This window comes from Streptomyces sp. NBC_01591 (assembly GCF_035918155.1).
Lineage (GTDB): Bacteria > Actinomycetota > Actinomycetes > Streptomycetales > Streptomycetaceae > Streptomyces.
In genome coordinates this window covers 361,730-374,315 of sequence record NZ_CP109327.1, presented here as the reverse complement: position 1 = coordinate 374,315, position 12,586 = coordinate 361,730, and the positions used below count along the sequence as shown (strand labels likewise).

Here is a 12,586-nt window from a genome sequence, read left to right as displayed (position 1 = left end):
AGGGTGGTGACCAGGTCCAGGAGCTCCACCGACCGGTCGATGCTGCGGACCGCCGGCGCGACGGGGCTGGTCTCCTTGAAGTGCTCGCGGGCCTGTCGGCCCCGCTCCTGGGCGTGGTTGACTTGGTGGCGGGCAGTGTCGTCCGACACCGCGCGGAACGCGACATCCGGACGCCGCAGCAGCTTGACTGCCCGGTCATGGATGAACAGGAACTGCTTGCTGCCGTTCACACCCTGGTGGCTCACAACCGGCAAGACTTGCTGTGCGGCCGGGCCGGTCATGGTGCGGACCATGCCTGCCTACCAGCGGATGAGGCCGTCGACCTGAGGGCTTTGAGCAAGGAACTGACCGTCCAGTACGGACGGTTGCGTAACCTGGCCATGGACGAGTACGTCGATCCGACGGTGATCGGACGCAACGGAGCACCGCTCCTCACCCCTTTCGAGGACCAGGTCGTCGAGATGCGCGCGTGGTAGTACGCCGACTGGTGGATCGGCTGTGGTGCGGTCCGGGCCGACGGGGTCGTGAGGCCCGTCGTGCTGGTGGCCGGGCAGGCTGTGCAGCAGCAGCCGGACGCGGAGGCCGTACCTCGGCAGCCGGGCGGGCAGGTCGGAACATCGCAGCAGCCGGTGGCGAAAGCCGTTCCGAAGGAGCAGCCGGACGGGCCGACGGAGGAGAGGTCCTGGGTGGACGAGGTCGCCGCCGTCACTGGATGGACACGGGAGCGGGGCGACGCCGCTGTCGACTGGGCGACGGTCGAGTCCCGGCTCGGGACAGCGTTGCCCAGAGACTACAAGGAACTGGTCGAGCGGTTCGGCTACGGCGACTTCGATGACTACCTCGGCCTCCTGATTCCCAACGGCCCGCCCGGCAGCCTCGACCTCGTCGAGTTCAACGAGTTCTGGGCCCGGGCGGCCGCAGAGGACAGTGGCGAGCCATGGGAGCCGTACCACCTCTACCCGGCCCCGGGAGGCCTGCTGCAGTGGGCGAGCACAGAGCAGCGGACCTCGTTCTACTGGCTCACCGAGGGCGCCGACCCCGACCGGTGGCCCATCCTCGTCACGGGCGACGACTACAGGGAGTGGGACCGGTTCGACGGCCCGACCGCGTGAAGGTGTAGCCCTTGTTGCCGCCCTTGAACGCGGCGATGTCCATCGGGTAGACGTCGTAGCCGAGCGGGGCGAGGGCGTGGTGCTGCCAGTCGATCACCCCGGAAGGGAACGCGTTGGGCATCCCGTGGTCGAGGTGGCTCTCGCACATCGGCACCGAGGCAAGGCGGTCCAGGGCCCGGGCGACCAGGAGGCGGGTGCGGTCGGTGTCCAGGTCCGGGTTCTCGGTGAAGACATCGGTGACAAACGCAGCTCGCTCGAACCATTGCCGCCGTGCTGCTTCGACTGCGGGGCGGGCGTTGCGGGCCTGCGCCGCAAGGAGCCGGCTGGAGACGCGGCCGGCGGTGTCGATGGTGGTGTCGGCGAGCAGGGCTTCCAACTACGAACAGCAGGCACCCGCCGCCGCGAACCCCTCGACTTCGACGGCCTCACCCTGATCGCCTTCCAGCGAGAAATTCAGGAGATGGCAAACCCTCTCTAACGTGCCAGGTCAGAAAGGTGCTCTCCGCGAGAGCGGAGGCGAGCCCTCCACGGCTGGAGCTGCCACAGCGACGCCGCCCAGGCCGCCCGCGATGCCCATGAGGCCGCCGTTCTCCACGGCGCCACCCCCGACCGGAAGCCCCATGAGGGTGGCGGCGCGATGGCGGATACGCCACCGAAGCAGGATGCGAGGCGGTTGCCCTCAGCAGAGCAGCGTGAACGAGGCTTCCCCGTGGGATCGGCCGTTGACCTGGAGCTGCACCAGATGGACACCCGGGTGGTATCGCCGCGTGCTGATCGGCTTGAAGGAGTGTCTGCGTGTCGCGCGCCACGTCTCGCCGGGAGCCAGGGACCGCGTGGTGAGTTTGAAGACCTTGGGAGTGCGGGTCCCGTTGGCTTTCATATGGTGGACGACGTAGTCGATGACGAGGTGAGCGGTCTGATTGTGGGCGTTGGTCACCGAGTAGTCGAACAGCAGATAGTCGCCGACCCGGATCTCTGAGGCGTGGGCGTGCGGGCCCTCGACAGCGACGGGACTGTCCGGGGAGTGGCCGAGCAGCGTAAGGGCTCCGGCGTGGCCGGACTTGATCAGGGTCCGCAGGCCGTGCCGTACCAACCGGGTCGTCGTCGGTGCCGGCTCGCTCAGCCAGCGCGCCGCGACACCAGTGGCGATGTTGGGGTGGTCACGGCTGATGTCGTTGAGGTGGTTGGCCACTGATCTGCGGACGTATTCGGAGTCATCCCGGTACAGCGCGTCGAGCAGGGGCAGTGTGGGTGTCGGATCCGCGAGCAGCTCCGGAAGCTGGGGCGCCCAGGGCAGTCTTGGCCGCGTGCCCTCACTGGCCAGTCGGCGGACGTGGAGGTCGGGATGCGCGGTCCACGGCGTCATGACCCGGAGCGCGCGTTCCAGGTCGGCACGGAGGAAGGGCCGGACGGCGATCTCCGCGGTCAGGCGCGGGGTGAGTTCTGCAAGCAGGGCGAGCGCCGGTTCGAAGACGTCCCGGCCACGTACGGCGACGGCCTCGGTGACAGGGAAGATCATCCAACCGGTGAAATCGCTGTCCCGCAGTGCGGCGCGCAACACGTTCGCGAAGGCAGGGTAGTCCGCCGGAAGATCAGCCAGGACGGCATTTCTGATCACGGTGACACGCTCGGTGAAGCTCAGCCCGTTCAGGACTGCGCCGCACCCCCGGGTCTCATGCGCCGTGATCCCGTCACCGGCTCGCGTGAGGCATCGGGCGAGGTCGGCGACGGTGTCCGCGCCGAGTAGTTCGTCTGCCGAGGGCACGGCGTCATTCTCCTTGATCTCGGGGGCTATGCGGTGTGCAGCACCTGAGCGTGCCGCATCTCGTGCACGGTGCCGATTCGGCTGAAGAAGCCCTGCGCCCTGGGGTCGGTCGGCATTTCCTTGGCTGCGCGCTCGGCGACGGCGGCGGACGACCAGATGATGAAGTCCAGGACGGTGCCGTCGTCGAACTGGGCGAGGTGGGCGCCCTGAAAGCCGTCGCCGTAGTGCTCCTTGAGTAGTTCGACGAGCTGCTCTCGGTGGGCGATGAGGGCGGCGGGGTCGTCGGTGTCGAACCTGACGTACTCGATGGTCGTACTCATGGCATCACCCTTCGACGATCACGTGACTCACGGATTTAGTGGATCAAATCCGTGAGCTGAAGTTATCGCGGGTTCGCTGACCTGAATCCAGTAGATTGAGGGGCATGACCATCCGGGACCTGCAGGAAATGCCGTGGATCGGCGAGGACCCGGTCCTCGACCTGGCCAACACCGTCGTCGTCGGCGCAGGCCCGGCGCGCGGCGACGTCGACTTCCTCGCCGATCGGGAACTCACCAGGCGATGGCGCGCCCGCGCCGCCGACCGCAGACTGGTTGCCCTCCCCTTGGAGGAGCTGAAGCGGCTGCGTGGGTTGGTCCGCGACGCGCTGGACGCGACAGCCGGACAGCGGCCGCTCACCGACAGCCTGCGGACCCGTTTGAACGAACTCGCCTCGTCCGCCCCCGTCGTCATCCGGATGACCGGCGACGGCCTGCTCACACAGCAGGAACAGGGTGGCGGCGCCGACGCCGTCGTCGCCCGCGAGACGCTCGTCCTGGCCGCGCGTCCGGACCGCCAGCGGGTGCGGCGCTGCCACGCTCCCAGTTGCGGGATGTTCTTCCTGGCCAGGCGCCGTGACCAGGCATGGTGTTCCCTCGGCTGCGGCAACCGGGCGAGGTCCACCCGGCGCCAGCCACGAGAAACGGGAACCCGCAGCTGATGAGACAAGGGAACCCAAAATCAGGTTATGACACCAGACTTGGACTCCCTCGCGACCGCACTCTATGCGGAGACCGACGACCTGCTGAAAGGTTCGCCGCAGCTTGCTCCGTGGCGGCCGGCGGTGGGTATCGCCCCGAAGCTCACCGACGCCGAGCTGGTCACGCTCGCGATGACGCAGGCCATGCTCGGCTTCACCTCCGAGGCCCGGTGGCTCCGCCATGCCCGCTGATCAGTGCTACGGAGTTGATGGCCTCGGCACCCTTACAGATGTGCCGATTTCGGATGGCCAAGTGGGCCTGAATCGGGCAACGAAATCGGCGAAGTCCTCGCACAGGTACTGCGGATCAGACGGCTTCAGCCGTATCTGCTGATGATTACTGTGCACCCACCAGACCTCGAAGTCGGTCACAGTCCCCTCGGCAGGCCAATCCTTGCTTCGGCGACGAGGCAGAAGCACGATGTCGACGAACCCTCCGACACTGAGGCCGATGTCCACGAAGACACCGATCGCCCCGGGCCTGGGCACCCGGACGACAGTGCCTGTGAAGACCTGACCGAAGCGCAGCTCACCTTGAACTCGCTCCCACTCTGCTTCTGTCACCACTTACGCATCCTCGCACCTCAGCACCAGCCTGGACAGGAGAGCCCGGTGCGAGCTGAAGCTCGCGCCGGGCTCGACATCTGCATTCGCCACAGCGTCCCCGGGGGTGCCTCTATGGGTTCGGTCAAGGAAATCGGGCTGCCTCGTGAGGGTGTGGCGGGCAGGATGACGGGGTGGCTGATCTGCTGTGGGAAGACGTCAAAGGCTTCTTCGACCCTGATCTGATGGGGTCGTTGCCGGACGTGCTTGTTCCCGAGACCTCGATGGAGGACTGGCAGGCGGTCCTCGATCTCGTCGGCGCGAGCGGCTGGATGTGCCAGTACTCCGAAGGCGAGACTGTGCTGCCGGTGCCTCGGGCGGAGGCGGTGTTGTCTCGCCTGGCTGACGCCGAGTGCCCAGAGCTGCGGGTCTGGCCGACTGCCGATGTGTTGGCGATCTTCCGTTTCTATTCGGTGGAGGAGATCGACTTCGATGTTGATCTGCGGGAACTCCAGGGCCAGGAGCGACTTGACATGTTCTGCGGCTTTCTCACCGCGATCGGGCGGCGGCTGGGCAAGCCGGTGGTGGTGTATTCCGAGGGCGGTGCTTACAGCCATCCGGTACTCGGGTTCGATGTTGAGAACGATCAGGTGGTTCTGCTGGCGGAACCGCTGGTCAGATGACCGCCGCCGTTGGCCGTGGTTCGTAGAAGGTGCCGTCGCGGAGCATCGTGATGAGGACATCGGCTCGTCGTCTGGTGAGGTGGAGGAGGGCTTGGGTGTGGTGCTTTCTCTGGGCGATCTTCTTGTCGTAGCAGGTCCTCGATCTGGGGTCGGACAGGGCTGCGAAAGCGGACAGGAAGAAGGCCCTCTTGAGCTGTTTGTTCCCGCGTCGGGACGGTTGCTCGCCGCGGATCGAGGACCCGGAGTTCCGGGTCGCCGGGGCGAGGCCGGCGTAGGCGGCGAGGTGGGCGGCGGAGGGGAAGTTACTGCCGTCGCCGACGTTGACGAGGGTGCGGGCTCGGGTCCTGACGCCGATGCCGGCCATCGAGGTCAGGACCTTGGAAAGAGGCTGGGCCTCCAGCAGCTCCTCGATCCGGCGGCCAAGATTTTGCGCTGGTCGAGCACGGCAGTCAGCGAGGTGGCGAGGCTGGGGACGATCAGCGCTGAGGCGTCCGTGCCCGGGACGATGACGGTCTGCTCGTCGAGCGCGGTGAAGATGTCCTCGACCAGGCGCTCGGCCATCATCGGGGCCTTCGGGCGTATGAGGTTGATCAACCGTCGGCGTCCGGCCTTGCGGATCTGGGCCGGGGATCCGAACCGTTCCAGCAGCGTGAGGACGGCCGGGTGCTGGATCCTGGGGGCGATCACCCGCTCCAGGTGCGGGTGGATCTGGGTGAGCAGGCCGCGGAGCCTGTTCCCGACCCGGTCACCTCGCCCGCGAGATAGTTGTCGAATCCCACGATCATCTCCAGCTCGGCGACCGTCTCGACCTCCGGCTCGATCGCACGCAGCGTGTGGGGCATCGCGCGGGCGGTGTCCGCGATGATGAACGCGTCGCGGGCGTCGGCCTCCGGTGATCAGCAGGGCCTGGACGACGCCTGGGAGGACATCGTCGACCTGGGGTCGCAGTGGGGGCAGTACGAGTACGTCACCAACGTCGGCTTCGCTGCCTGAACAGTCACCCGCCTGTCAACCGCACTGGGTCTCACAGCCCGGGTCGGTCACCGTATGCCTCGGCGTGGTTCCCAGTGCCTGGAACCACGCCGAGGAAGCCCCCTACGCGGAGGGATTCTGGGGCGCGGTGCTGGTGTCTCCAGGGCGGGGGCGACGGTGAGTCCTACGCTGGCCCAGCCGTCCACGGTGGCGTCCGCTTCTGCTTCCCAGCAGCGGCAGACGGCGTCCGTGATTGTTGTTCTGCGACCGTCCCGGCTCCTGCGGCAGGCTTGCGCATCGGGGAACGTCGTTTCTCCGGTTGGGGCGGTTGAGGGCGGACTCTCCGTGACGACCGCCGCAGATGATGCGCCGTCGCCGTCGGCACGCGCAGCTGACCGCGGCTCTCACCGTCTCGGCGGTGACCGGGGCCTGCGCAGCCGGATCGCCACCAGCCGGATCCGGGGGAGTTGGACAGATGAGGCTGAAGAAGAGGGTGTCCTGCGTGTACCAGTCGACGTTCCTCGTCGCCGACTGCCATTCCTCGTGCTCGAAGTCGAGCTTCTCGATGAGATCCTGGACGTCGTGGCGGAAGTCCGGGTCCATGCGGTCGAGAACGGCGCGGTAGGCGTCGGCGGCGGGCTTGGTCCTGGCCAGCGGCAGGTGGCCGATGGTCGGGTACCCGTCCAACGAGTGTGGTATATGGGGGAAGCCGGCCGGCAGTCCGCCGTAGAGGTAGCCGTGGGGCAGCAGGTCGTCCGGCACCCCCAGACGGCGCATCTCCTCGTCGACCAGCCTGAAGAACGTCGAAGGCTTCGAGTAGGCGCCCAGGGTGTACGGGTCGGAGGCATTGCGGTCGATGATGATCTGCAACGCGCAGTAGTAGGCGTTTCCCGCACACTCCGCCGCCGAGGAGGTGTGCCCGGCCAGGAGGTGATCGAGAGCCTCGGGGATGGGCAGGCCCCAGCCGACGCCCTGGTGGTCGAGATCGTCCTGTCGCGCGCGGGCGGCCTTCCGCATGTTGCAGAGGCAGCGCTGCTGGTCCGCGGTGAGGTTGCCGTTGCTGCCCGGGAAGGCGAGGACGTCTGCCTGGTCGGCGGTGGAGTAGGAGATGTTGTGACTCCTGAGTGCCATGGTGCCAAGAGGGACTGACACCCCCCAGGCCAGAACGGGCTACAGGTCAAGCTCGGCAAGGACTGGACGGACATCCCGGAGCCGGCCGCCGCTGTGATCCGCTTCCCCGACGAGGCGGAGCCGCAGCAATGAGCGCCGGACTCCTCTTCCACCGCCCCGGCGACGGCTACCGTGGCGGTCGACCCCACCAGGAGGTGCCGATGAGCGCGCAGCCCGAGGAACACCCCGCCCCGCCGGCCCCGGACGCCGCCGCCCAGCTGTGCGCCGACCGCCGCGCCGCCACGTGGGTGCCCGCGTTCGAGCAGGACTGGGTCCGGGCGTTGGACGATGCCTGCCACGGCTGCAGCCTCGCCCCGCTGCACGGTGTCGTGGACACGTGGCGGGCCCGGCTCGCCGCCGCCCCGGTCGTGGGCGCGTACTTCGCGGGCGGCTGCGACGACTCCGACGGCGTCGACCTGGACCAGGTCCTCGGGGCCCGCCCATGAAAGACCGGCCCTCCTGGCCCGCACGCCTGTCACCCCCTGCGGCAGGCACCGTCGGCGAACTTCCCGATCACGCCCGCGAGATGCTCCGGGACGTCCTGGACATCGCCTGCCGCGACCCGTGGTCCTTCCCGCCGTTCGATCTCCGTGACCCCGAGGGCGAGGACGTCCGTTCCGCAGCGGTCGGACAGCTCACCGCCGTCTACTGGATCAACCGCCTGTCCCGCCCCTGGCATTGCAGCTGCCAGGGGCGGGACGTTGTCAGTCGTGCTGGCCGTTCGCCGCGGCGGCGTCCAGGCCGAGGAGGGTCCACATTGACGACAGATCCTAGCGAGCTCCCGTCCGCCGCCCGGTAACCGGACATGACCGAACGCCTGCGGCAGCTCAGAGAAGCAGCGACGTACGAGCATCGTCCGACCGGTAAGGACGCCCCGGCCGAGCCGGTCCGTGCACGCCCCGGCAAGGGAGCAGACCGCGATGGTGTACGACGCCTGGGCCTACCGAACGGAGGCCGATCCGCGGGCAGTGGATCGGGACATGTGGCACGACGTGCGGCGACGCGTTGACGGCTCGCACACCAGCCGCCCACATTTTGCGCGACCGTCACCTCAGCGCACTTTCCTCAGGCCCGGGTCCTCTTGAATACTCCGTATGCCCCTCTTCGTGGACGGACATCACCGAAGCAACAGGAGGACCCCCACAACCATGACCGAAATCAATCGGCGTCGCTTCCTCCAAATCGCCGGAGCTACTACGGGGTTCGCCGCCCTATCCGGCTCCATCGACCGCGCCGCCGCCATCCCCGCGGCGCGCCGCAGCGGAACCGTCCAGGACATCGAACACATCGTCGTCCTCATGCAGGAGAACCGTTCCTTCGATCATTACTTCGGGTCGATGAAGGGCGTCCGGGGCTTCGGGGACCCCCGCCCGGTGACACTGCCCAGCGGTAAACCGGTATGGCACCAGGCAAGCGGCGGCAAGGAAACCCTGCCCTACCACCCGGACGCCGACGACCTGGGCATGCAGTTCATCGCGGGCCTCGACCACGACTGGGCCGGCGGCCACAACGCGTTCAACAACGGCAAGTACGATAACTGGATCCCCGCCAAAGGCACCGGCGCCATGGCGTACCTGACACGGGACGACATCCCGTTCCACTACGCCCTCGCCGACAAATTCACCATCTGCGACGACTACCACTGCTCGTTCATCGGTGCGACCGACCCGAACCGCTACTACATGCTCTCCGGTCACGTCGGCAACGACGGCACCGGCGGCGGCCCGGTCCTCGGCAACCAGGAAGCAGGCTACGGCTGGACGACATACGCCGAACGCCTCGAGAAGGCAGGCATCTCCTGGAAGGTGTACCAGGACATTGGCGACGGCCTCGACGCGGCCGGCGGCTGGGGCTGGATCAACGACGCATACCGCGGCAACTACGGCGACAACTCCCTGCTGTACTTCAACAACTACCGCAACGCCAAGCCCGGCGACCCGCTGTACGAAAAAGCCCGCACCGGCACGAACGCCAAGGCAGGAGACGGATACTTCGACATCCTCAAAGCCGACGTCAAGGCCGCAAGACTGCCGCAGATCTCCTGGATCGCCGCCCCCGAAGCGTTCTCCGAACACCCCAACTGGCCTGCAAATTATGGCGCTTGGTACATCTCGCATGTCCTTGACGCGCTCACCTCGAACCCCGACGTATGGAGCAGGACCGCGCTGTTCATCACATACGACGAGAACGACGGCTACTTCGACCATGTCGTGCCGCCCTACCCGCCGGCCTCCGCCAGCCAAGGCCTGTCCACCGTCGACACCACACTCGACCACTACAAGGGGAGTGTCGGATACGCCGCAGGCCCCTACGGCCTCGGGCAGCGCGTCCCGATGATCGTGGTCTCGCCATGGTCCACCGGCGGATACGTCTGCTCGGAGACCTTCGACCACACCTCGATCCTGCGCTTCATGGAGAACCGGTTTGGAGTGAAGGAGACCAACATTTCACCATGGCGGCGCGCCATCTGCGGTGACCTCACATCCGCCTTCGACTTCTCCCTCAAGATCACAGACCCGGCTGACCTGCCGGACACCGCGGGCTACGCGCCGCCGGACCGCGACCGCCACAACAGCTACGTACCGAGGCCACCCGCCCAGGGCGCCCTGCCCCGGCAAGAGGCCGGGGCGCGGCCGAGCCGCCCGCTCTCCTACGCTCCCTACGTCGACGGGGCCGCAGACCTCGCGACCGGCAAGTACAAGCTGATGTTCAGCGCAGGGGACCAGGCGGGCGCCGCCTTCCAGGTGCGCTCGCAGAAGCGCACCGACGGCCCGTGGACGTACACAGCGGCAGCCGGGAAGCCCGTCTCCGACAGCTGGAACTCGGTATACTCCGGCGGCAGTTACGACCTCACGGCCCACGGACCGAACGGCTTCCTGCGCACCTTCAAGGGCAATAACAAAGCTGCCGAGCCGGAGGTGACGGCACGCCACGACGCCGGCAACCTGAAGCTCACCCTGACCAACCCGTCGACCGCCGACGCACACCTCACCGTGACCAACGCCTACGGCGGCGAGCGCCAAACCTACACGGTCCGCGCCGGCGCCACCGTCGAGCAGAGCATTGACCTGCGCGCCACCAAGCGCTGGTACGACCTGACGGTCGTCGTCGAGGGCAACGCCGGATACCTGCGGCGCCTGGCCGGGCACGTCGAGAATGGTCAAACCGGCGTGAGCGACCCGGGCATCGCAACCGTGTGAGACCCGCACCCCACCACCCGACGGACGGAGGGGCACACGCCACATATGTGACGAGGCATCAGCGCGACGCGCCGGAATTCACCAAGATCTTGGACACATGCACGAGCAAGCACACCGGCAAGAGAACCCTGACCGGCCGGGCCGTGTGGCTACCGCACCCGCACGTCGTAGGCGCGCTTGACGGTCTGGGTGACCGCGTTGCCGTTGGCGGTCGCGGACTCCGACGGCCGGGCGCCGGCCAGCGCGGTCAGCCTCCGGGGCACCACCTCCACGCCGGACTCTGGATCACGGAGCGTGGACGGCGACCCGGGCCCGTCCGCTGCCGCCCCGCCGTCCGCGGTCCAGGTCGCGCATGGTGCGGGCGAGCTGCTTGCGGCCGTAGCGGTCCCACCCGGTGGCCTCGCGGAGCAGGACGAGTTCGACGCGTTCTGCCGGCGTCTCCGGCTGTTGAGAGGCGGCCGCTCGGATCGCGTGGAAGTCGCGGAGGGAGCAGGTCGCGATGTCGCTCATGGGCATCAGGCATGTCGTCCTGGGTGAGCGGAATCTGACCGCCGGCCCGCTGCGCAGCCGTGCTGCGGCCAAGGACGCCGGCCTGGCGGTGACCGACCGGACGCTGCCGGCGTGGCTGGAGGGAAAACGCCAGCCGTCGAAGGTCAACCTGGAGCGCATCGACGCCGCCTACCGGACGGTGTGCCGCCGCAACGTGGCCCGGCATCTCCTGGCTCGTCTCAACCGTGAGGGGCGCGGGACCCGGGATCCGGGTGGAGTTCCATCTGCTGAACCAGTCGCAGGTGGCGATGCCTCTGCAACGGGTGGTGGAGTTCCGGACGATGAACGTCCGCGCTGGGAGCGCATCGTCGTGGCCTGGGCCTCCGGTGATCAGCAGGGCTTGGACGACGCCTGGGAGGACACGATCGTTGACCTGGGGTCGCTGTGCGGCAGTACGAGTGCGTCACTGACGCGAGTGGCCAGCTGACGGCCCCGTAGCCCGAGCCCAGACCAGCCCCTGACTGCTGCAGGGCACACGACGTGCGAAGCCGGTGGCCGGTCGTGGTGGACCGGGCCTGGGAGATCGTGGAGAGCTGCGAGGGTGGTGTCACGCTGGAACTGCACGCCATCGCCATTGATCTGTTCTTCCTGCACGGGATCGTTGGGCGCGGTATGTACTCCGCCCCCGACTCGTTCGCCGACGCCGCCGCGCTGGTCGACGAGGCGCACGCGATCGCGGCGGAACTCGGCACCCCGGCCATGCTCCACGTCGACGTCACCGTCGCCGCGTGGCGCGGCGACGCGGAAAACACCACCCGGCTCGCCCACATCGCCACCCGCGACGCCGACTCGCGTGGCGAGGGACGGCTCCTCAGCGCCACCGAGTACGCCCGGACCGTACTGCTCAACGGCCTGGGCCGCTACGACGCCGCCCTCGAGGCGTGCCAAGCGGCAGGCGATCTCGACGAGATCAGCTTCCACTCCTGGATACCCGTGGAGTTCATCGAGGCCGCGACGCACGCCGGACGCCGCGATCTCGCGGAGCCCGTCATGAAGCTCCTGTCCGAGCGCACTGCCGCGAGCGGCTCCGCGTGGGCGCTCGGGACCGAGCTGCGCTCGCGGGCCCTGCTCACCGAAGGGCCGGCCGCCGAGAAGCTGTACCGGGAGGCGATCGAGCGGCTCGCACGCAGCGACGGCGCCCCCCACGTCGCGCGCCCGACTGGTGTACGGCGAATGGCTGCGCCGCGAGGGCCGGCGGTCCGAGGCGCGGGTGGAGCTGCAGGCGGCGTACGAGCAGTTGTCCATGCTCGGGGCAGCGGCGTTCGCAGCACGGGCCGTCCGGGAACTCGCCGCGACCGGCGCCCGCGCGCGGAAACGGGTCGGCGACGCGCCTACCCGTCTCACCGCGCAGGAGTTCCAGATCGCCCGGCTGGTCGCCACGGGCGCGACATCGAAGGAGGTGGGCACGCAGCTGTTCCTGAGCCCGCGCACCATCGACGCCCACCTGCGGAACATCTTCCGCAAGCTCGGCATCACCTCGCGCCGCCAACTGCGCGACCTGCCGCTGACGACCTGACCGCGTGACTGCTGCGGGAGGGGTGGGCTCGGTGGGCGGGGGCGAGCTGCCACCCACC

At 68.2% G+C, this 12,586-nt stretch carries 11 protein-coding genes and 7 pseudogenes; 11 read left to right on the top strand and 7 right to left on the bottom strand.

What is annotated here, in order from left to right; genetic code table 11:
* Nucleotides 1-5: 5 nt before the first annotated feature.
* Nucleotides 6-191 (bottom strand): annotated as a pseudogene (locus tag OG978_RS01925) (DUF6192 family protein); the annotation flags it as partial.
* Here OG978_RS01925 and OG978_RS01920 point away from each other — a divergent pair.
* Complete coding sequence (locus OG978_RS01920; RefSeq protein ID WP_326770310.1) at nt 114-476, top strand: hypothetical protein; 363 nt, start codon at nt 114-116, stop codon at nt 474-476. The pseudogene OG978_RS01925 and the gene OG978_RS01920 overlap by 78 nt on opposite strands.
* Nucleotides 477-524: 48 nt before the next feature.
* Nucleotides 525-1,112, top strand: coding sequence for a hypothetical protein (locus tag OG978_RS01915; RefSeq protein WP_326763503.1), 588 nt, complete (start codon nt 525-527; stop codon nt 1,110-1,112).
* Here the strand turns inward: OG978_RS01915 and OG978_RS01910 are convergent.
* Nucleotides 1,060-1,488: a hypothetical protein gene (locus OG978_RS01910; RefSeq protein WP_326770309.1), complete on the bottom strand. Its 429-nt coding sequence runs from the start codon at nt 1,486-1,488 to the stop codon at nt 1,060-1,062. The two genes, OG978_RS01915 and OG978_RS01910, sit on opposite strands and share 53 nt — an antisense overlap.
* Between OG978_RS01910 and OG978_RS01905 the strand changes: the two are divergent.
* Nucleotides 1,474-1,590: pseudogene (locus OG978_RS01905) on the top strand (type I-E CRISPR-associated endoribonuclease Cas2); the annotation flags it as partial. The gene OG978_RS01910 and the pseudogene OG978_RS01905 overlap by 15 nt on opposite strands.
* 201 nt (nt 1,591-1,791) lie before the next feature.
* On the opposite strand, the gene OG978_RS01900 reads toward OG978_RS01905, so the two are convergent.
* Nucleotides 1,792-2,877: a DNA alkylation repair protein gene (locus OG978_RS01900; RefSeq protein ID WP_326763502.1), complete on the bottom strand. Its 1,086-nt coding sequence runs from the start codon at nt 2,875-2,877 to the stop codon at nt 1,792-1,794.
* A gap of 26 nt (nt 2,878-2,903) precedes the next feature.
* A complete protein-coding gene (locus tag OG978_RS01895) occupies nt 2,904-3,197 on the bottom strand; it encodes a hypothetical protein (protein WP_326763501.1) in 294 nt (97 codons plus the stop codon).
* A gap of 104 nt (nt 3,198-3,301) precedes the next feature.
* On the opposite strand from OG978_RS01895, the gene OG978_RS01890 reads away from it, so the two are divergent.
* From OG978_RS01890 to OG978_RS01880, 3 genes and pseudogenes are all read left to right on the top strand, one after another.
* Nucleotides 3,302-3,856 carry an ABATE domain-containing protein gene (locus tag OG978_RS01890; protein ID WP_326763500.1) on the top strand — a complete coding sequence of 185 codons (555 nt, stop codon included), beginning with the start codon at nt 3,302-3,304 and terminating at the stop codon, nt 3,854-3,856.
* 27 nt (nt 3,857-3,883) lie between these two features.
* Nucleotides 3,884-4,081: pseudogene (locus OG978_RS01885) on the top strand (IS982 family transposase); the annotation flags it as partial.
* Nucleotides 4,082-4,632: 551 nt separating this feature from the next.
* Entirely contained in the window at nt 4,633-5,121 is a 489-nt protein-coding gene (locus tag OG978_RS01880; RefSeq protein WP_326763499.1) for a hypothetical protein, read from the top strand.
* On the opposite strand, the pseudogene OG978_RS01875 reads toward OG978_RS01880, so the two are convergent.
* Nucleotides 5,114-6,011: pseudogene (locus OG978_RS01875) on the bottom strand (IS110 family transposase); the annotation flags it as partial. The gene OG978_RS01880 and the pseudogene OG978_RS01875 overlap by 8 nt on opposite strands.
* Here OG978_RS01875 and OG978_RS01870 point away from each other — a divergent pair.
* Nucleotides 6,001-6,114 (top strand): annotated as a pseudogene (locus OG978_RS01870) (transcriptional regulator); the annotation flags it as partial. The pseudogenes OG978_RS01875 and OG978_RS01870 overlap by 11 nt on opposite strands.
* 102 nt (nt 6,115-6,216) lie before the next feature.
* On the opposite strand, the gene OG978_RS01865 reads toward OG978_RS01870, so the two are convergent.
* Nucleotides 6,217-7,224, bottom strand: a complete 1,008-nt coding sequence (locus OG978_RS01865) for a DUF7691 family protein (RefSeq protein ID WP_326763497.1) — start codon at nt 7,222-7,224, stop codon at nt 6,217-6,219.
* 128 nt (nt 7,225-7,352) lie between these two features.
* Between OG978_RS01865 and OG978_RS01860 the strand changes: the two genes are divergently transcribed.
* Both OG978_RS01860 and OG978_RS01855 read left to right on the top strand, forming a co-directional pair.
* Complete coding sequence (locus OG978_RS01860) at nt 7,353-7,709, top strand: DUF6247 family protein (protein ID WP_326763496.1); 357 nt, start codon at nt 7,353-7,355, stop codon at nt 7,707-7,709.
* 702 nt (nt 7,710-8,411) lie between these two features.
* The gene (locus tag OG978_RS01855; RefSeq protein ID WP_326763495.1) at nt 8,412-10,463 is read left to right on the top strand and encodes a phosphocholine-specific phospholipase C; all 2,052 of its coding nucleotides are present in this window, start codon (nt 8,412-8,414) and stop codon (nt 10,461-10,463) included.
* A gap of 285 nt (nt 10,464-10,748) precedes the next feature.
* Here the strand turns inward: OG978_RS01855 and OG978_RS01850 are convergent, their stop codons facing one another.
* The gene (locus tag OG978_RS01850; RefSeq protein WP_326763494.1) at nt 10,749-10,973 is read right to left on the bottom strand and encodes a hypothetical protein; all 225 of its coding nucleotides are present in this window, start codon (nt 10,971-10,973) and stop codon (nt 10,749-10,751) included.
* Nucleotides 10,974-11,025: 52 nt separating this feature from the next.
* Between OG978_RS01850 and OG978_RS01845 the strand changes: the two are divergent.
* Both OG978_RS01845 and OG978_RS01840 read left to right on the top strand, forming a co-directional pair.
* Nucleotides 11,026-11,439 (top strand): annotated as a pseudogene (locus OG978_RS01845) (transcriptional regulator); the annotation flags it as partial.
* A gap of 206 nt (nt 11,440-11,645) precedes the next feature.
* Nucleotides 11,646-12,528: pseudogene (locus OG978_RS01840) on the top strand (helix-turn-helix transcriptional regulator); the annotation flags it as partial.
* Between the last annotated feature and the right edge of the window lie 58 nt (nt 12,529-12,586).

Coding starts and splice junctions, on each gene's coding strand:
- OG978_RS01860 (WP_326763496.1), top strand. CDS start 7,353: ATGAGCGCCGGACTCCTCTTCCACCGCCCCGGCGACGGCTACCGTGGC.
- OG978_RS01855 (WP_326763495.1), top strand. CDS start 8,412: ATGACCGAAATCAATCGGCGTCGCTTCCTCCAAATCGCCGGAGCTACT.
- OG978_RS01850 (WP_326763494.1), bottom strand. CDS start 10,973: ATGAGCGACATCGCGACCTGCTCCCTCCGCGACTTCCACGCGATCCGA.
- OG978_RS01890 (WP_326763500.1), top strand. CDS start 3,302: ATGACCATCCGGGACCTGCAGGAAATGCCGTGGATCGGCGAGGACCCG.
- OG978_RS01865 (WP_326763497.1), bottom strand. CDS start 7,224: ATGGCACTCAGGAGTCACAACATCTCCTACTCCACCGCCGACCAGGCA.
- OG978_RS01895 (WP_326763501.1), bottom strand. CDS start 3,197: ATGAGTACGACCATCGAGTACGTCAGGTTCGACACCGACGACCCCGCC.